The organism is Janthinobacterium sp. LPB2021202312-11-4 (assembly GCF_037049705.1).
Lineage (GTDB): Bacteria > Pseudomonadota > Gammaproteobacteria > Pseudomonadales > Pseudomonadaceae > Aquipseudomonas.
This window is the reverse complement of sequence record NZ_JBAGKV010000002.1, coordinates 358,747-377,785: the sequence shown is the minus strand read 5'-3', so window position 1 is coordinate 377,785 and position 19,039 is coordinate 358,747. Positions and strand designations below refer to the sequence as shown.

General features: G+C 61.0%; 17 protein-coding genes. 5 read left to right on the top strand and 12 right to left on the bottom strand.

What is annotated here, in order from left to right; genetic code table 11:
- Positions 1-90: 90 nt before the first annotated feature.
- The 5 genes from V5E99_RS03655 to V5E99_RS03635 all read right to left on the bottom strand — a co-directional run bounded on the left by V5E99_RS03655 (position 91) and on the right by V5E99_RS03635 (position 6,868).
- Entirely contained in the window at positions 91-1,800 is a 1,710-nt protein-coding gene (locus V5E99_RS03655) for an amidase (protein ID WP_499800997.1), read from the bottom strand.
- 105 nt (positions 1,801-1,905) lie between these two features.
- Positions 1,906-2,400: a PaaI family thioesterase gene (locus V5E99_RS03650; RefSeq protein WP_499800996.1), complete on the bottom strand. Its 495-nt coding sequence runs from the start codon at positions 2,398-2,400 to the stop codon at positions 1,906-1,908.
- Between the two features lie 42 nt (positions 2,401-2,442).
- A complete protein-coding gene (locus V5E99_RS03645; RefSeq protein ID WP_499800994.1) occupies positions 2,443-3,630 on the bottom strand; it encodes a GGDEF domain-containing protein in 1,188 nt (395 codons plus the stop codon).
- A gap of 82 nt (positions 3,631-3,712) precedes the next feature.
- Positions 3,713-6,193 carry a hypothetical protein gene (locus tag V5E99_RS03640; protein ID WP_499800993.1) on the bottom strand — a complete coding sequence of 827 codons (2,481 nt, stop codon included), beginning with the start codon at positions 6,191-6,193 and terminating at the stop codon, positions 3,713-3,715.
- Between the two features lie 477 nt (positions 6,194-6,670).
- Entirely contained in the window at positions 6,671-6,868 is a 198-nt protein-coding gene (locus V5E99_RS03635) for a DUF1737 domain-containing protein (protein ID WP_499800992.1), read from the bottom strand.
- Positions 6,869-7,058: 190 nt separating this feature from the next.
- Between V5E99_RS03635 and V5E99_RS03630 the strand changes: the two genes are divergently transcribed.
- Positions 7,059-7,403: a hypothetical protein gene (locus V5E99_RS03630; RefSeq protein ID WP_499800990.1), complete on the top strand. Its 345-nt coding sequence runs from the start codon at positions 7,059-7,061 to the stop codon at positions 7,401-7,403.
- A gap of 63 nt (positions 7,404-7,466) precedes the next feature.
- On the opposite strand, the gene V5E99_RS03625 is transcribed toward V5E99_RS03630, so the two are convergent.
- Complete coding sequence (locus tag V5E99_RS03625) at positions 7,467-7,958, bottom strand: Lrp/AsnC family transcriptional regulator (protein WP_499800988.1); 492 nt, start codon at positions 7,956-7,958, stop codon at positions 7,467-7,469.
- Positions 7,959-8,088: 130 nt separating this feature from the next.
- Here V5E99_RS03625 and V5E99_RS03620 point away from each other — a divergent pair, with 130 nt between their 5' ends.
- Positions 8,089-9,519, top strand: coding sequence for an L-lactate permease (locus tag V5E99_RS03620; protein ID WP_499800986.1), 1,431 nt, complete (start codon positions 8,089-8,091; stop codon positions 9,517-9,519).
- Between the two features lie 50 nt (positions 9,520-9,569).
- Here V5E99_RS03620 and V5E99_RS03615 read toward each other — a convergent pair whose 3' ends face one another.
- Positions 9,570-10,985: a purine-cytosine permease family protein gene (locus V5E99_RS03615; RefSeq protein WP_499800985.1), complete on the bottom strand. Its 1,416-nt coding sequence runs from the start codon at positions 10,983-10,985 to the stop codon at positions 9,570-9,572.
- 376 nt (positions 10,986-11,361) lie between these two features.
- Between V5E99_RS03615 and V5E99_RS03610 the strand changes: the two genes are divergently transcribed.
- Positions 11,362-12,273 (top strand): LysR family transcriptional regulator, encoded by a 912-nt coding sequence (locus V5E99_RS03610; RefSeq protein WP_499800983.1) that lies wholly within the window; start codon positions 11,362-11,364, stop codon positions 12,271-12,273.
- 15 nt (positions 12,274-12,288) lie between these two features.
- Here V5E99_RS03610 and argE read toward each other — a convergent pair whose 3' ends face one another.
- From argE to V5E99_RS03585, 5 genes are all read right to left on the bottom strand, one after another.
- The gene (gene argE, locus V5E99_RS03605) at positions 12,289-13,437 is read right to left on the bottom strand and encodes an acetylornithine deacetylase (RefSeq protein WP_499800981.1); all 1,149 of its coding nucleotides are present in this window, start codon (positions 13,435-13,437) and stop codon (positions 12,289-12,291) included.
- Positions 13,434-14,111 (bottom strand): DUF1028 domain-containing protein, encoded by a 678-nt coding sequence (locus V5E99_RS03600; RefSeq protein ID WP_499800979.1) that lies wholly within the window; start codon positions 14,109-14,111, stop codon positions 13,434-13,436. The genes argE and V5E99_RS03600 overlap by 4 nt, the downstream gene beginning before the upstream one ends.
- 141 nt (positions 14,112-14,252) lie before the next feature.
- Positions 14,253-14,669 (bottom strand): RidA family protein, encoded by a 417-nt coding sequence (locus tag V5E99_RS03595; protein WP_429530304.1) that lies wholly within the window; start codon positions 14,667-14,669, stop codon positions 14,253-14,255.
- Positions 14,670-14,689: 20 nt separating this feature from the next.
- The gene (locus tag V5E99_RS03590) at positions 14,690-16,012 is read right to left on the bottom strand and encodes a flavin-containing monooxygenase (protein ID WP_499800978.1); all 1,323 of its coding nucleotides are present in this window, start codon (positions 16,010-16,012) and stop codon (positions 14,690-14,692) included.
- 203 nt (positions 16,013-16,215) lie between these two features.
- The gene (locus tag V5E99_RS03585; protein ID WP_499800977.1) at positions 16,216-16,644 is read right to left on the bottom strand and encodes a nuclear transport factor 2 family protein; all 429 of its coding nucleotides are present in this window, start codon (positions 16,642-16,644) and stop codon (positions 16,216-16,218) included.
- A gap of 193 nt (positions 16,645-16,837) precedes the next feature.
- Between V5E99_RS03585 and V5E99_RS03580 the strand changes: the two genes are divergently transcribed.
- Both V5E99_RS03580 and V5E99_RS03575 read left to right on the top strand, forming a co-directional pair.
- On the top strand, positions 16,838-18,457 hold the full coding sequence (locus V5E99_RS03580) for a sensor domain-containing diguanylate cyclase (protein ID WP_499800975.1): 1,620 nt from the start codon (positions 16,838-16,840) through the stop codon (positions 18,455-18,457).
- 40 nt (positions 18,458-18,497) lie between these two features.
- Entirely contained in the window at positions 18,498-18,920 is a 423-nt protein-coding gene (locus tag V5E99_RS03575) for an HD domain-containing protein (RefSeq protein ID WP_499800973.1), read from the top strand.
- Positions 18,921-19,039: the final 119 nt, after the last annotated feature.

Here is a 19,039-nt window from a genome sequence, read left to right as displayed (position 1 = left end):
TCATTTAATTTGAAGTTGGGCAGAGCATTAACCTGTGGCGAGGGGGCAAGCCCCTTCGCCACAAGGTGTTTGTGTGACTTGAGATCTTTGTTAGCGGCCAGTCAGCGCCGGCGTACGCGGCGGAATCATCCGCTTGTTCCCGGTGGACTCAAACGCCGACGCTAACCGCAGTAACGTCGAATCGTCATAGGCGCGACCGGCAAACGTCAGCCCGACCGGCATGCCGATATCCGCCATCACCCCCATCGGCACCGTCACCGTCGGCACACCCAAATGCCGGATGGCGAGGTTGCCGTTAGCCACCCAAACCCCATTGCTCCAGGCGATGTCCGCCGACGCAGGGTTCACATCCGCATCCGCCGGCCCAACGTCGGCGACGGTCGGGAACAGTACGGCATCGAGCCCAAGCCGATCCATCCAGTGCTCAAGGTCGAGTCGACGAGTCTGCTCAAGTCCGCGCAGGCCGTCGGGCACGGTAGGGATCTGGTCCCACGGGGTGATGCCGCGCTCGGCCATGCGCACGTATTCGTCCATGCCGGCGGCGAGGTCGCCCTCGCGGTTGGGCAGGGTGCCGGGGTCGTGGGGGAAGATCAGCGGGCCGTCGACATCCGCGAGGCGATTCAATTTCGGATCGCCGTTGGCTTGCAGGAAATCATCGAACGCCCAAGCCGTCAGGTCCCACAACTCGTGGTGCAGAAACTCTTTAGAGACGATGCCGCGATTGAACACGGTCGGTGCACCGGGGCGATCACCTTCGCAATTGGAGACCAGCGGGAAATCGACTTCGATCACTTCGGCGCCGGCCGCATCGAGTGCCTGGCGCGCCTGCTTCCAAAGCTCGATCACCGAATCGCGGGTGTTGATCCGTTGCCCGGTCGGGCCACCGATGCCCGGTGCTTCGCAGGTGCCGGCTTCGGCATCGGCATTGATGTACATGCGAGGAACACCAAGTCGTTTGCCAGCAAGGGCGGCGGGGGTGGCGGCCAGATCGGCGTAGGACGCCGGGCGCACCGAGGCGACGCTCGGAATTGGCACCCAGGGTTGCATGCGCCACAGGTCGCCACGGGTGTCGGGGTCTTCGGCGACCACGATGTCGAGCACTTCAAGCAGGTCGGCCATGGTCCGGGCGAATGGCACGACCACATCCATGGTCGGGGTCAGCGGCCAGTTGCCGCGCACCGAGATGACGCCGCGCGACGGCGTGTAGGCGCACAGGCCATTGTTCGAGGCCGGGCCGCGACCACTGGACCAGGTTTCTTCCGCCAGACCGAATGCGGCGAAACTGGCCGCAGTGGCTGTGCCCGCGCCATTGGACGAACCAGAGGCGAAAGGCGCGGTGAGGTAGTCGGCGTTGTACGGGCTCTCGGCCCGGCCATAGACCCCGCGCTGCATGCCGCCATTGGCCATCGGCGGCATGTTGGTTTTGCCCAGGCAGATGGCCCCGGCGCCGCGCAGCCGTTCGATGGTGAACGCATCGCGATAGGCGACGAGGTGGGCGAACGCGGGACTGCCGGACGCAGCGGTCAGGCCCTTCACCAGATAGCTGTCCTTGGCCGTGTAGGGGATGCCATCGAGCGGGCCGAGGGTTTCGCCCTTGGCCCGACGGGCATCGGACGCCTGCGCCTCGTTCAGCGCCTCGGGGTTGCGCACCACGACCGCGTTGAGCGCGGTGGGCGTGTCGGCGCCGTCGTAAGCTTCGATTCGGGCGAGATACGCCTGGACCAACTCAACCGATGTGGTCTGGCCCGATTCGAGCGCAGCGCGCAGCTCGGCAATGGAAACCTCGGTGACCTCGATCATGCTGTTCTCTCAAAATGGCTGTTCATGGTTGTTCTCGTTGTGCGGTATTGCGCAAATGGTCGCTATTTAACACCAAGCGCAAAGTCGGGGCATCGTTGAAACGGCTTATCGGCCATGGGCCGCATCGGCCAATTGCCCGGTATCGACCCGAACGAAAATCGAGTCGCCAATCGCGGTGAGCACGTCACCCGCGTAGATTTCGCAGACCACCCGGGATTTGCGTCCGACCTCGCCCTCGACTTTCGCCCGCAGGGTCAGCGTGACACCCATGGGCGTCGGTTTGATGAACTTGATGCCGAGGTTGCCGGTGACGCAATCGATGCGCGGCAGGCTTCCCGGTTCACGCTGTTCGGCCCGGTAGTGATAGGCCATCGCCGTCCAGTTCGAATGGCAATCGACCAGCATTGCGATCAAACCGCCGTAGACCAGGTCCGGCCAGCCGCAGTATTTGGCGTCGGGAATGTGCTCGGCGACCACATGTACGCCGTCCTCATCCCAGACACTCTTGATGTGCAGCCCATGGGGATTGCGCCCGCCGCAGCCGTAACACACGCCTTCGGGCGCGGCGATGTCTTGCAGGGGCATTTCGAGATTAGGCATGACGGGGCTTCCTGAACAATGTGAGCCAGACGTTGGCGGATTTTAGCGCTGAACGCGGTCGGGAATGGGTTCGCCACTGGCCGCTGTCCGGTCAATCAGACGAAGGCTGTCGCGGCCGCCACGTTTGGAGGCGTAGAGCGCGGCATCGCCTTGTTCGATCAATGTCGCAAGGCTGGCGGGTGGCTGGTCGAAGAGGCTGGCGCCGATGCTCAGCGTCACCGGTTCGGGCGTGGCGAACGTTTGTGAGGCGATCTGTTGAAATTGCACGCGCAAGGCGTTGCCCAGGCTGATGACTCGCTCGTTCGTGGCGTTGTTCAGCAGGATCACGAACTCGTCACCGCCCAGTCGCGCCGCCAGCGCATCGCTGGGCAACACCGCGCGAATCATCTCGCTCAGTGCCACGAGCAAGCGGTCGCCGGCGGTATGGCCGTACAGGTCGTTGACCGGTTTGAAGTGGTCGATATCGATCAGCAGCAGGGCGCCGGGGCGAGTCGGTGAAACACTTTCCAGCAGACGCGGTGCCCGCACTTCGAGGGCGCGACGGTTGTAGAGGGCGGTCAACGGGTCCCGTGCGGCCAGTCGGGCGATCTGCTGCTCGCGCCGGTAGCGTTCGGTGCCGGTCATCGACAAGGCAATCAGCATGATCGCCATCGCGCCTTCGACCAGGGAAATCTGAATAATCTCGCCACGCAACGTCGCCAGATCGATCAACGTGCCCGGAATCACCGCCGTCAGTGCCTTGGCCACATAGAAGACGCCGTGGACCAGCAGCACATAACGCAACTGCACCGCGCCAACGCTCAACGACTTGCCATGGGGGCGCAGGAGAAAACTGGCCCTGAGCGTCGCCAGCGCGACCAACAGCGAGTTGGCCAGAAACATGACCTTTGACCAGGTCGGCCCGTCCGGCAACAGCAGCAGGGCCAGCCACACGATGAAGATCAGCGACCAGCCACGGGACAGGCGCGTCTGTGTGAAGCGCGCGACACCCAGCAGGAACAGGAAGTGGGCGATCACCAGCAGGCCGTTGGCGAACCAGATGCCGATCAGCAAAAAGCCGTTGCTGCGCAGCAACGCGAGGGTGGAGCCCACGGTGATCGTCGCAAACCCCGCGCTCCAGAACAGCAGCGAAGGCTCGCGAACGCTGCGCCATTCGATCGCCAGGTACAGCGCTGCGGCCGCGGCAAGGGCGACCGAGAGTGTCAACATCGTGAGCGGGTCGAGCGGCATTTCCTGACGGGCCTGTCTGATTGGCGAAGAGTGACGGCGATTGTAAGCGTTTGGGGCTGATTTTCGCAGTCTGGATCAATGCCTAGCGGCGCCAGTCACTCAACGCCGATGCATCCAGCGCTTGCCATGCGTGGGCATTGCCCCGTTGATCGTTCTCCAGCCACAGCCCTGCGCTCGGGCTCAAGGCCTCGGCGGGGAGTTTCAGCAAGTCGCTCAACGTCATCACGGTGATGGAGCCGCGATCCCTGTCATCTTCAGCTTCCCAGTCGCGCTGAAACAGGCGCACCTTCAAAACCCCGGCGTTAAATCCTGCAAACTGCGGTCGGTTGCGCAGCCATTGGGGTGAAGGCCTCAAGGTTCGCTCCTGGACATCCAACAGCAAGATTTGCCATGCCGTTCGACTTCCATGGTCATCGTCGATGTCGCTGTGCAGTCGAGTCAGCGCGAGATAACGGGCGTCCTCGGACCAGATCATCGAGGGCGCGAGATTGCCGATGGCGCAGCCGGACGCTGTCAGCAAATACCCGCCCAGACGTGGGCTTTGGACACGTATCCAACTGTCGGCGTATTCAGTTTCACAACCGAACAGCCAGGCGGCGTCTTTGTCCTGCGGGGCAGGCTGGATGAAGTTTCCATCGGCCGTCGCGGATTGTGGCTGTTTGACCAGGCGCCAGTCGGGGAGGGTGGTCAGGTTGTGTTGGCCAACGTTCAGCTCACACCACTCGTAGTAAAGCCGCGAGTCCTGGCGATATTGGCAAAACTCAGCGGCCTCGACGGCCTCGGGCGGCGCTTGATTGAAACGTTGCAACGGGGTGCTTTGGCGATCCTGAGCCTGGCGGCCGCGAATCACGGCGACGCTCAGTCTCGACCCACGAAAATCCAGCAATCGGGCGACCAGCAGCGGCGGGCTTTTGATCAATCGTCGTTCCTGTGCGTCGGCCACCGCCACATAACCTGCGGCGGCGGGCGGCAGGGTGAACGGTATCAACGCGATGAAACGCCCGGTGTCTGACACGCGATGATCGAGCAGCCATACCCCCGGTAAATCCCAGTCGCCAATCTGGCAGGTATAACCGCCGAGCCCCAGGTTGTTGTCTTGCTGCCAGCTGAATTGAGCCCGGTTTTTACCGCTTATGGGGGCCGACTCGACTATCGTTGCGCCGCGCTGTCCATCACCGGCCAGTGGCACGGCCAATTGCACGCGCGTCAGCAACCGCTCCGCGACCTGAATTCGACCGTTCGAGTCGTGGCCGATCTGGGAATCACAGTCGCTGTGGACGCTGTGCAAGCCGTAACCATAGCGACCGTGATCCGGCTGCGGGTAGTCGAAGTAGGACGATATCCGCAGGCAGTGATCATCCAGCGCCAGCGGTTCGCTCCAACCCATCGAAGGTTCGCCGTCAGCGGGTAGCCACGGGCACGGCAATGCTTGCCAGCCTCGGTTGATATGCCAGAGCCAGTAGTCGAGGGCTTGCGGCGGCTCGGCAGCCATCCGTGCGCGGCAAGCGAAAGAGCGGCCATCGGGATTCCAGAGGATGGCGGTATCAGCCGTGATCAGTAATGAAGTGGGTTCACCGTTAATGTTTACGCGGTATTCCGGGTTCATCAGCGGCGCGCAAGGCTGGGGCAATTCGCGCAGGCTGGCCGGCAGCGCCAGGCTGGCGTCCAGGCGTTGCTGGCCATCGGGGGATGTATGCCGAAGCGTTTCGAGTTCAAGGTTTTTTTGCCAGTGACCGGGCTCAAGCCAAAGATCAACGATGGGCACCAGGCTGATTTTTTCAGCCGTCGTCAGCAAATGCTCCAGGCTGATTTCCCGCACGCCGTTGTCGACCAGCGGGCTGTAACGTCCACTCAATGTGCCGTCATTAAAGGCATCCAGTTCCCAAAATTCATCGCGCGGACACTGGTAGAGCTGATGCAGCTGTCGATCCAGAATCACCAAGCCCCACGCCTGGCGCGAGGGTAAAGGCGCGGCGAAGTAACGCCCGTCATTCGAGAACCGGGCCGACGACCCAAGGCTCTGGAGCAGCACTCCATCAGTGAACAGGTAATCGCACAGGACCGGCCCGCCCATGGCTATTTCGCTGTAGTTGAACACCCGGATCGGCTCGCCCTCGGGTGTCTGTCGGGGTTCGTCCCCACCCCAGGCGCTGGCGCCACCCGAGGACTGACCGCCCGATCGCGGTGACGACTTGGTCTGCGTTTTATCGACCAGGCCAAAACGTCGCTCCAGATGACTGACGCACGCCAGCCCGAAAAACATCACGACCGCTGCCCCCGCGATGTCCCAGTACGGCGGCAACGCCCGGCCCAGGTTAAAACCCAGGCCTATCGCGGCGGAGGTCATCAGCCTGGCGACCCCACGCCCGGTTTTGAGCCAACCGGCCCGTGCCGCCAGCCACATCGAGGCTGCACAAACCAGCACGACACCAAGCGCCCACAGCAACGGGATGACCGTGACGAGGAAAATCGGGATCAACAGCACCGCGATTTGCCAAAGCAGATCGAGCAGTAATCGAGGCAGGCTTTTTTCGTCAGTGCTTTGATCGGAGGAGTGGGGCACCGTTACCTCGGCAGCAGATGGGTGGTTTAAAGAACCGGCTGGATTGTCTATCGACCGACCACTGGGTAATGCTGGATACGACACGCATAGTCATTGCCATCGCCTTTACAGATGCCATCCAGGTATCGGTAGTTAATCTGAACTGACTGTCCTTTCCCGGGCCACTGTCGGCGCGGGAGCGGGGCTTGGTAGTCAGGCGTTTCCGGGGTGAAGGTGATAGTCGCCCCGACCTCTGGACATTCGGTTGTGGTCGAGGCCGGACTGACTTTCAGTACCCGCGCCTGAAGCTGCGTAACGGGTTGTCTCACGACTTCAGTGATCTGCAGCGCCATATTGCAAATTTGCCACGCTGATGCTCGCACGGGTTCGCACAGTACCGAGAGGGGCAAAACCAATAGCACGTAGCGCGTCGCATGATTTTTCATCGTTGCCCTTCCCTGGAATCCTGACTTTTGAAGCACTTGCCGCCACCGCTGTTTACTCAGGCAAGGCAACGCTTGCCGGCCAGATGATGGCCTGCGCGACGATCACACGTTCCCCGTTAAACGTGACGGCGGGTGAACCATGAAGCACGTAGCCCATTTTCAGGGCATCGCTGACACGGTGGCAGAATGCGGCATCATCGGGTCCCGTCAGTACTCGGTAGATGGGAAGTCCTTCAGGGGGTGAACTCATATGCCAATGTCCTCGGAAGTTTCAGGGGGCGGATTATTTGGGGGGCTGACGTGGTGTTTGGCGTCAGGTGATTTTGGCAGCAACTCTGAAACAAATGGTTTTATTTTTGTGCCCTGAGGGCTGTGCCATCGGTCTCAACGTGATTCGGCAAGGCTTGCCGACTGTCATTGCCTAACGATTGGATTTACGGATGAAACCAACGATGCAACTTCACGCAAAGCAAATCACTGCCATCACCACGCTGTTGCTGTTCCTCTCTGGTTGTGTCGGCGTAGTGGTTTCTGTGCCGGAAGAGCACAAGATCTACACGCCGTTGACCGATCAGAAAACCGACAGCGACCTGACCACACGGGCGTGGTGCGGGGTAACGCTTTGGGCGGTGGTGGTGCCGATTCCCCTGAAATTGCCGGTGTGCAAGCTTCACGTCGGGCAATCTTTGACATCGCCGTTTTATGCCTGCGGCCCTCTTATGATCCTGGGCCCCATCGCTCATGGCTATCAAGGGAATGCACTGTGTGGCGTGTTTCCCAAGTAGTCATCATCTGCGACACCCTTTGCCCATTTGGGCTTTGGTCAGCGGAGGACTGCAAGTCACACGCTATTGACCCGAGCAAGGCACCTCAAGACTCACTTTCACACTGTCCAGCGTCACCATGGTCTTGAACCATTTGACGTTCGGGTTCTCGGCGAACAGGCGCCGCGCCAGTGCCTGGTAGTCCTGCATGGTGGCCACGTTGACGATCAGCACGAAGTCGGCTTCACCGGTGACGTAGTAGCACTGCTGGATTTCCGGTACCGCGAAATGCTTTTTCATGGCCTCCAGCGCGTCAATGCTGGTGCGCTCGGTCATGACCTCCACGACGATGGTGATCGGCTTGCCGACGAGCACGGGATCGACGACCGCCACATTGCTGGTGATAACGCCGCTTTCTTCCATGCGCTTGATGCGCCGTTGCACCGAAGCCGATGAAAGATTGACCCGCTCGGCCAGCGTGCGCAGGGGCGTGGTGTTGTCGTACTGCACGATGTCCAGAATGGCGCGATCAAAGGCATCCAGCACATAAGGCGTGTAAGCGGAGGGTTTTGGCATGACGACTCGGTGAGAAATTTTCCCGAAAACTAGCATGATTCAGCGAAAAATTATCCCGGCGAAAGAAATATTATCTCGCTCGCTCTTGCTGCTCAGGAGAGGTCGAGAAATTTCAAAGGATACTGTTGGCATGGCGAATCTGGTGCACCTTTCCCCCGTATTGTTGGTGATGTTTACGCTGATGGTGTTGCGCCGTCCGCCGGTGCAAGCGGCGATTGCCGGGACGGCGTTGGTCGTCGTGCTGTGGCTGGCCGGTGCGGCGGATGCCTGGCAGGCCGGTACGTTGATCGCCGCAGGCCAGGACACTGCCGTGCTGTTTCTCAGCACCGCGTTTGTCATCGTGCCGGGCATGGCGTTCGTGATCCTCATCGAACGCTTGGGTGTCAATCTGGTGCTGAGTCGATGGGTGCAGTCCCTCGGGCTGGACCGCACTCAGCAAGTGGTGTTTATCGTGCTGGGACTAGCGCCGTTGCTGGAAGCGATGACCGGTTTTGGCGTGTCGCTGATCGCCACGGTGCCGCTGCTGCTAAGCCTGTTCGAGCGCCGCGTGGCCCTGCGCATGGCGTTGACCGGGATGGCGATCATGCCTTGGGGCACGTTGGGGCTCGCCACGGTTATCGGTGCTTCGTTGGCTCATCTGGATGCTGCCGCGTTGGCGTCGATGTCGGCGCTGACCAGCTCGTTTGTGTTTCTGGCGCTCGGTGCCGTGGCGCTGTATCTGGCCGGTGTGCGCGAGATCAAGGCGTTGGGCGTACTGGGGACTTTCTGGCTGGTCTTCATCGGCGTGCTGTATGGCGCGAGTCGCTGGCTCGGGCCGGAAGTGGCCGGTGTGGCGTCGGGGTTTGTGGTCGCGTTTTTGGTGTTGCTGTGGGCGTTGTTGCGGGGGCGGCAGAGCACCGGTCTGCAATGGCCGAGGGAGGCATGGCCGTATCTGGCGCTGATCGTCTGCATCGTCGCCTTGAAGCTGTTGAGCGCGGTCACCCATTGGGAGAATCTTTGGGTGGTTCAAGGCGCACAAGTGCTCTGGAAACCGCTGGCGTCGCCGGGCGTGGCGCTGACGCTGGTCTTGATCGGCCTGCTGCTGGGCACCCGTCACAGTGAACCGAGTGACAGCGGTTTGCTTCTCGGCTTGGCCCTTCGGGTGAAGCGCCCGTTGCTGACGATCTTCTTTTTTCTCGCCATGTCGCAACTCATGGTCAAGGCCGGTTTTCTGGCAGGGCTGGTGCAGATGCTGACAGGGTTGGCGCCCTCGGCGGTGATGCCGTTGATTGCCGGGTTTGGCGCGCTCTCGGGCTACATGACCGGTTCCAATGTTGGCGGCAACGCGATCTTCATGCCCGCGATTGCGCTGTTGCCTGAAACGTCACGGTTGTTGCTGGCGGCGGTGCAGAACAGCGCCGCCGGCCATGCGGCGCTCGGCTCTTTGTCGATTGTGATGCTGGTGCTCGGGCTGGCCAAAACGAGCGCGCAGGAAGAAGGTGAACTGGTGCGATTCGGTTTCGGCCTGGTTTGCCTCAACACTCTGATGGTCGTGCTCGCGGCTTGGGTGTGGATGTTTTAACACTCCCTACAGGTATAGAAAAACCCGCATCGCTGCGGGTTTTTTCGCTTTTAGACGGCGCCCACCAGTTTCCCGCTCGACAACCGACGTTTGTAAGCACTGTCCCGACTCGCCAGCCACCAGTACAGCGGCGTCGTAATCAGCAAACCCACGACCCAGGACAAGTCCGCGCCATCAATGTGTGCCGAGATCGGCCCGACATACAGCGGCGTATTCATGAACGGAATCTGCACCGCGATGCCAATCGCGTAGGCCAGCAGCGCCTGGGGGTTGTAGCGCCCGTAGATCCCGCCATCGACGTGGAAGATCGAATCGATGTCGTACTGACCTTTGTGAATGGCGTAGAAGTCGATGAGGTTGATCGCGGTCCACGGCACCAGGACCACCAGCAGCACCAGCACCATATCGACGAAGTGGCCGATAAAGTCTGCCGAGGCGCCGACTGCCGCAAAGCAGCACGCGCCGAGGACGATGATCGACAGTACGGCGCGGCTCTTGGCCGTCGGAATCCAGCGATACGCGAAGGTCTGCACCAAAGTGATCAGCGACAGCACCGCGCCGTAGAGGTTGAGGGCGTTGTGGCTGATGACGCTGAGCAGGAACAGCACCAGCATCAACGGGCCGATGGAGCCGGTGGCGAGTTTGACCGCGTCCATGGTGTCCATGCCCACGGGCGTGGCGAGCACTGCGACGGCGCCGAAGATGAACGAAAGGCTGGAACCGAGCACGGTGCCCAGGTACGTGGTCCAGAACGTCGAGGCCACGGGCACATCCGCCGGCAAGTAACGCGAGTAGTCGGAGACGTAAGGCGCGAAGGCAATCTGCCAAAGCGCCGCCAGGGATACGGTGGCCAGCCAACCGGAGATGTTGAAGCTGCCGCGAGTCAAGAAATCAGCGGTTTGCACATGGGTGAAGATATAGCCGAAACCCAGCACGATCCCGGCGCCCAGCACCCAGGTGCCGATGCGGTTGAGCACGTGGATAAAGCGGTAACCGATGATGCCGATGATCCCCGAACCGAGCGCACCGATGACGATGCCCACCGGCACCGGAATGCTGTCGACCACACCGTGCAAGGATTTGCCGGCGAGCACGATGTTGGAGGCGAAGAAGCCGATGTACATGATGCCGGCGATCAGCACCACCAGCAGCGCGCCGAGGGAGCCGAACTGGGCGCGGCTCTGGATCATTTGCGGAATGCCCATCTGCGGGCCTTGCGCCGAGTGCAGCGCCATCAGCATGCCACCGACCAGGTGCCCGACGAGAATGGCGACGATGCCCCACACCAGATTCAGGTGAAACATTTGCACGCCCAGGGCGCCGGTGACGATGGGCAACGGCGCGATGTTACCGCCGAACCAGAGGGTGAACAGGTCTCTTACCTTTCCATGGCGATCTTGCGGGGGCACGTATCCGATGGTGTGCTTTTCGATGAGCGGGGCGGAGGTTGTTGCAGAGGTGACCATGACGAACTCCAAGGCAAAAATGAGTACGTGGACGTACTTCGGTGAGCGCCGCGCGAACGACGCTTTTCTTGTTGGAGTGATGATGTGCAAAGCACCGGGATAGATAAATTAGTAAGTTTGTTGCCTCAGGCCTTAAAAAAAATATGCCCGGGGTTTGGGTGGGTCCGGTATGTTCAAGGTTGATCGCGGGCCTCTCCGATATCCCGTAAACGGCGCACCCCGATCCCCGTAGGAGCTGCCGAAGGCTGCGATCTTTTGATCTTGATCTTAAAAAACAAAGTCAAAAGATCGCAGCCTTCGGCAGCTCCTACGGGGATTGTGTGTGGCTCCGGCAATTGCGTTTTGATCCTGATGGTGTGTTTTTCTGGAGGACTGCATGGCCGCTTACAACTTGCGTCAGCTTCGCTATTTCGTCACCACCGCCGAGTGCGGCAGCGTGGCGGAGGCGTCGCGCAAGCTCTACATCGCCCAGCCGTCAGTCTCGACGGCGATCAAACACCTGGAAGAAAGCTTTGGCGTGCAGTTGTTCATCCGCCATCACGCCCAGGGCGTGTCGCTGACGCCGAGCGGTTCGCGGTTTTACCGCAAGGCGCTGGAGTTGCTGCGGGTGGCCCACGAGTTCGAGCAGAACGCGTTGGCGGACAATGACGTGGTCGCCGGGCAGATCGACATCGGCTGCTTTGAAACGGTGGCGCCGCTGTACCTGCCGCGCCTGATCGCCGGTTTCAAGGAGCGCTGGCCGGGGGTGGAAATTCGCATCCGCGACGGTGAGCAGCAAGAACTGGTGCAGGCCCTGACCGCCGGTAGCATCGATGTGGCGATGCTGTTCGAACACGATCTGGACAGCACGATTGAAACCGTGCCGCTGATGCCGCCGCAGCAACCTTATGCGTTGTTGCCGGCGGACCATCGCTTCGCGCAACAAGCCAGAGTCTCGCTGGATGACCTGGTGCTGGAACCGATGATTTTGCTCGACGTGGTGCCCAGCCGAACCTACTTCGTGAGTATTTTCGAAGAGCGCGGATTGACCCCAAACATCGTGTTCAGTTCGCCTTCGATCGAGATGGTGCGTGGCATGGTCGGGCGCGGTTTCGGCTTTTCGATTCTGGTGACCAAACCGTTCTCGCCCTACACCTACGACGGGCAGAAAGTGGTTTGCGTACCGCTGGCGGAAACCGTCACCGGCTCGGGATTATCGGCGGCATGGTTGAGAAGGTCGCAGTTGACCAAACCGGTGCAGCTGTTCGTGGATTATTGCCAGGAAGAACTGGCCCGACTCTATACCTGAGCGTCGGGCCATTCATTAGCTGATCGATAACAGCAGCCGTTGCAGCATTTCATCGCAGCCATTCAATTGCGCCAGGCTGACAAACTCGTCCGGCTTGTGGCCTTGGTCCATGCTGCCCGGACCGCACACCACCGTCGGAATGCCTACAGCATCAAACAATCCGCCCTCGGTGCCGAACGCTACCGTGCCGAACTCCCGAGAACCCGAGAACGCCGCGATCAACTCGGCCGCTTCGCCGTGCGCATCGGTGGCCAGACCGGGATACGCCGACAACTCGCTGAAACGAATGTCACTCTGATCACTCACGGCGCGCATGCGCGGCAACACCTGTTGCTCGGCGTAGATTTTCAATTCCTGTGCGACATCGCTGGGATCGTGTGAGGGCAGGGCGCGGATTTCAAAGTCGAAACGGCAATCGGCGGGGACGATGTTTAACGCTTTGCCGCCGCTGATCACGCCGGTTTGCACCGTGCTGAACGGTGGATCGAATCGCCCGTCGTGATGCTCCGGCGCTTTGAGCCGCTGGCCGATGCGCCCCAGTTCACCGATCAGTTCGGCGGCGTATTCAATGGCGTTGACCCCCAGCGGCGCATACGCCGAATGGCAGGCTTCACCGTGGATGTCGCAACGCATTGCCAGTTTGCCCTTGTGGCCGAGCACCGGTTTGAGTTCGGTCGGCTCGCCGATGATGCAGAGTTTCGGTTTGACCGGGCGCAGCTCCAGGGCTTTGAGCAGCGAACGAACGCCGAGACAGCCGACTTCCTCATCGTAGGACAGGGCGATGTGCACCGGCCGTTTCAGCGAAGCCTTCACCAATGACGGCACCAGGGCGAGGACGCAGGCGATGTAGCCTTTCATGTCGGCGGTGCCGCGTCCGTAGAGCTTGCCGTCGCGCTCCGTGAGTTCGAACGGCGGCACCGTCCAGGGCTGGCTATCGACCGGCACCACGTCGGTGTGCCCCGACAGCACGATGCCCGGCACATCCGCCGGGCCAATGGTGGCGAACAGATTGGCTTTGCTGCGCGGCTCGTTGTAGACCAGTTCGCAGGGCACATCGAAACCGGCGAGGTAGTCGCGGACAAACTCGATCAGGTGCAGGTTGGATTCGCGGCTCGTGGTGTCGAACGCCACCAACTGCTTGAGCACATCGCGACTGCTGCTCATCGGTCGTCTCCGGCCACGCCGTAGCCTGGGGATTTGTCCGGGGCCAGGGCGCGGTCTATGTAGTCCTGAACCTGTGGGCGATAGGCGTCCCACAATTGTTCTAACTGGCCAATCGGGTTTTCATCGGCCCAATCGACCCGCAGGTTGATGATCGGCCACGTCAGTTCGCCGACCACCACCATCGCCGCCGAATGCACCGGGCCGGCTTCGCCGCCGGCGACGATCGCGGCTTTCATCGCGGCCAGCAAGCGATCGGCCAATTGGCCTTCGCCATGTTCGAACGCCCGGACCATGGCCTCGATCACCAAACGATCCGCCAGCATGTTGCCGGCGGCGACGCAGTGTTCGCCGGATACGGCGTTGTGGTTGCCCAAGGTTTGCGAACCGCTGAAATGCGCGGTGCGGCCGAGGTGGTCAATCGCGGTGATCTGTCGGTACTGGCTGTAGCCGTTGCGGGTCAGCACCTTGTCCAGCGCCTCGGCGGGGGCAACGCCCTGTTCCATCAGGGCCAGGGTTTCCGGGCCGAGGGACGGCAAGGTGATGTTTTGCGTCGAGACCGCGCCGACACCCGGCAGCAGCCACGGACAACGGGCACCGACGGCGATGCTGGAGGAACTGATGGCGATGCCGAGCTTACCGGTGTCGGGGCAGCGGGCGGCGATGGAGAAGGTCATGGGTTTTGCTCCTTGTTCAGCCTTGGCAAAAGGGATGTCTGGGCGGGCGTCTTCGCGGGCAAGCCTCGCTCCTACAGGGGGAACGCATTCCAAATGTAGGAGCGAGGCTTGCCCGCGAAGGCCGCACTTCGGTCTACTTCCTTACTCAGGAATCACCGCAATCACATCAATCTCCATCAACCACTGCGGCTGCCCCAGCGCCGACACCACCAACCCGGTGGAGATCGGGAACACGCCTTTGAGCCACTTGCCGACTTCCTGGTACACCGGCTCGCGATAACGCGGATCGATCAGGTAAGTCGTGGTTTTCACAATATGGCTGAGGTCACTGCCGGCTTCTTCCAGCAACTGTTTGACGTTGCGCATGGCTTGCTCGGCTTGCGCACGCGGGTCGCCGAGGCCCACCAAGTTACCGTCGAAATCGGTGCCGACCTGGCCGCGAACATACACCGTGTTGCCGGCGCGCACGGCTTGGCACAGGTCGTTGTCCAGGCTCTGGTTCGGGTAGGTTTCCTTGGTGTTGAACATGCGAATACGGGTGTGGGTAGGCGTGGACATGTGAAGCTCCTGAACAAGAATTAAGCGCTGACGCTGGTTTTAGGCGCGGCGGAGGCGGAGGCGGCTTCGGCTTCGGCTTCGCGTTGCTCGGCATCGCGGTATTCGAGGTACGAACGCTGGATGGCGATGTGGTCTGCCACGTACTTGGCGTCGTGCCAGACCCCCCAGATAAACGAAGAACCGCGACGGGACTGCCATGGCAGGCCGAGGAAATACACACCCGGCTCGCTCGACACACCGCGCTGATGTTTCGGCTTGCCGTTGTCGTCGAAGGCGTCGACCTTCAGCCAGCTGTAATCGGTAGAAAACCCGGTGGCCCAGATGATCGAGGTCACGCCGGCCTTGGCCAGGTCGAGTTCCAGAATCGGGTGGCTCACGCATTCAGGCTCGGGGAAGGTCTGCCGGGCTTCAGGTTCTTCCGGCAGGTCCAGGCCATTGCGCTCGATGTAGGCGTCGGCGGCATTGAGCAGCGTCAGGTAGTTCTCATCGCCACGTGCCAGGTTCTCGGCCAGGTTTGGCTGGAACGTCGCGACGCTGCCATTGAACGATTGGGTCAGGCCGACCAGGGTCATGCCGCGATGGGCCAGGCCCCGGAAGTCCACGGTGCGGCCGCCATGGGCGCCGCTGACGGCGATCGTCACGTGTTCCCGGCCGGGTTTCATGGCCGCTTGGTCCCATTCGCCGAGCACCCCCAGCCACCAGCAGAAATCCCGGTTGCGATAGGCGCGAGGAGGGCGGTCGTGGGCGCCGACCGAGAGGTACACCTGCTTGCCGGAGCGCTGCAATTCATCGGCAATCTGTACGCCCGACGACCCGGCACCGACCACCAGCACCGCGCCTTCGGGCAGTTGTTGCGGATTGCGGTAGTCAGCGGAATGAATCTGGATGAACGGCGCGTCTTTCGGCGCAATCGGCGGGATCACCGGGCGCTGGAACGGTCCGGTGGCGGCGACCACGCGGTTGGCCTCGATCACGCCTTCGGAGGTTTCGATGGTGAAGCCTGGGCGGCCGACATTGCGCTCGACCTTCAACACGTCCACGCCGGTGCGGATCGGCGCGTTGAATTTCTTGGCGTAGGCTTCGAAATAATCGGCCACCCGCTCTTTCGGGGCGAAGCCGTCGGGGCTCAGATCGTCGAATGCCATACCGGGAAACCGGTCGTGCCAGGCCGGGCCGTTGGCCACCAACGAATCCCAGCGGCCAGTGCGCCAGCGCTCGGCAATGCGATTGCGCTCCAGCACCAGGTGCGGCACCCCGAGTTTGCTCAGATGCTCACTCATGGCCACGCCAGCCTGACCGGCGCCAACGATCAGCGTGTCTGTTTTTATTGTTTCTGTGGTCATTTCTCTACCCTTCGAAGTGGGAGTCAGGTCGGTTATGGCCTGCCATCGCTTGGGGTCAAGACTAGGGTTCACCCTGGTATCGGTAAAATATTATTAAGCTTTGGATTGAGCATAAATAACGGATGCAGCGCCGCAAATCCAAAGCATCTTCCGGACCCTGTAGCCGCTGGTTGCGCGAGCAGCTACAGGGGCGGTGCCGCTGGTCAGGATTTAGCGGCGGCCAGGTAAGCGCCCAGGCGCTGTCCCATTTCTGCGCCCAATGCCTGCAAGCCACTGAGCGGACGCACCATCACTTCAAACTCAACGATTTTTCCCTGCTCGTCGAAGCGGATCATGTCGATCCCTTTCAAGTCCTTCCCGCCGACTTTGGCGCTGAATTCCAGCACGACATTCAACCCATCCGCCGTCGTCAATTCGCGGTGGTATTTAAAATCCTCGAACACGTCGAACACCGTGTTGAGAATCATCGCGACGACGTTGGCGCCCGGATAAGGCGTGTGCGCCATGGGTGAGCGGAATACCGCTTGCGGGGCCAGCAACCCGGTCAGGGCCTTCAGGTTGCCGGTGGTGATCATCTGATGCCACTGCTTCAAAGACTCGGCGGCGTTGGGGTGCAGGTTCAGTTCAGACATGTACAACTCCGGTTTTTATTGTTGTGGCAGAGGCTAACACTGCGTTTAAGGTTGGAATTACCCTCGAGCAGCGTGGAGTATCGCCAAAAACCGCGATCTCGCCAGGTTTGTCGGTTAACGGCGGCCAAATCAAAAGATCGAAGGCTTCGGCAGTTCGTACAGGGATCGTGCAGTCATATTCGGATACACTCCGATGATGCCAAAACATCATCACTCAATCGATTTCGCCCGGATCGCCAACAGCATCGTCACGCGACTGCTGATTTTGGCGTTGTGCATTGTCGTTTCCGGCGCGGTGATCCGGTATTTCGTCTTGACCCACTTCCTGCGTGAAGATTTAAGCGCCGTGGTGGAGGGCCAGCAATTGACGCTGGCCACGTATGTCGCCCGCGATATCGATCACAAGGTTGTTCAACGTCAGCGCTTGCTCGATCAACTCGCCGCCGGCGTCCCCGCTGAGCTCCTGACTCAACCCGAGCAGCTGCAAGCGTGGCTCAAAGCGCATTACGACTACCAGACGATGTTCACGGCTGGCTTGTTCATCGTGAACACCCACGGGCTTTTAATCGCGAGCTACCCCGCGCGCGATACCGATTACGCCGGGCGTGATGAGATTCAGGCCGGTCTGGCGGGGCGTTCGTTTATCGGTCAGCCGCAGGTGAGCGGGGCGACCAAAAAGCCGATACTGCCCATGTCCGTACCGATCAAAAATGCCAGCGGTGAGGTTCAGGCTGTGCTGGTGGGCGTCACGGCCCTCGGCGCTTCCGGGCTGCTGGATTCGTTATTGCTGAGCCGCGTGGAGGATGCCGCCGGTGATTTCCTGCTGGTGTTCCCGGACAGTCAATTGTTCGTCGATTCCTCGCAGTGGGATGTGCAGCTCAAGCCAACGTCGCCTCCTGGCGTCAATACGCTGCAAGATCAGGCCATGGCAGGGTTTCGCGGGGCCGGGGTGACGCGTAATGCCGAGGGTGTCGAGGAGGTCGCGGCGATGGCGTCTGTGCCCAGCGCCGGCTGGTTCATCGTCGCCCGTTTGCCGGCCCGCGAGGCGTTTGCCACCGTGGATCGAACCCAGCACTTTTTGATCCGGGGCGCGATTTTATCGATTTTGTTCTTCGCTACATTCGCCTCCATCGGGTTGTACTTTGTCTTCCGGCACCTCTTTCAAGCCGCCGCCCAGGCTGATCGCATGACCGGGGATGAACTGCCGCACGCGCCATTGGCGGTGGTTCGAAATGATGAAGTCGGGCATTTGATCTCGGCGTTCAACCGGCTGCTGCTCAAGTTGAATGACAAGCAGGATGAGCTGAAAAAGATTGCCCATCACGACACGTTGACCGGTTTGACCAACCGGCATCACCTCTCCGGGCGGCTTCGGCAAGTGTTGGCCCAGGCCCAGCGCACCCAGACGCAAGTGGGCATATTGTTTATGGACCTGGATGGCTTCAAGCACATCAACGACTCCCTGGGACACGAGGCCGGTGATGAGGTGCTGCGCCAGGTGGCGCGGCGTTTTTCGTCGGTGGTGCGGGTGAGCGATACGTTGGCGCGCATCGGCGGTGACGAGTTTGTCGTGCTGCTGAATGAACTCGGCGACAACGCCGAAGAGACGTTGAGCCGCGTGGCCACCCAATGCATCGATGCCCTGACCACACCGTTTTTTATTTCCGGCACGGTGTGCGTCGTTGGTGTTTCGATTGGCATTGCCTTGGGCAACGGCCAGAGCTCTGCCGATACCCTGCTGCTGGCCGCCGACCGGGTGATGTACCAAGCCAAGAAAACCGGGCGCGGGCGGTATGTGACTTACAAGCTGTAGGCTGGGCGGCCGCTACGGCGTTTAACCCTGGAGAACCAAGATGAGCCAGACACTGGAACGCGCCATTGCCATCGCCGCAACCGCCCATGCGGGGCAAGTCGACAAGGGCGGCGCGCCTTACATCCTGCATCCGCTGAAAGTCATGTTGCGGGTGACGACCCTGGAGGAGCGCATCGTCGCGGTGCTGCACGACGTGGTTGAAGACACCGGTATCAGCCTCGAAGCGCTACGCCAGGAAGGTTTCAGCGAAACGGTGCTGGCGGCGATTGAGTCGGTCACCAAGGTGCCGGGTGAAACCTATGAGGCGTTCGTCGAGCGCGCGGCGCTGAATCCGATAGGGCGGGTGGTCAAACTCGCGGATCTGGAAGAGAACAGCGATTTATCGCGGATTGCCCAGCCGTCCTGGGACGATTTGGAGCGGGTTGAGAAGTATCGGCGGGCGATTGGGGTACTTCGCTCTTAAGCGCGATCCTGATCTTTGTCGTCAGCAAGGTTTTTTCGCCAGGTGATCAGGCCAGTTCCAACCCTTCACGTACCTTTGCCGCCCCCCCGCCGAAGGCGTAGACTCGCCAAGTTGTATCA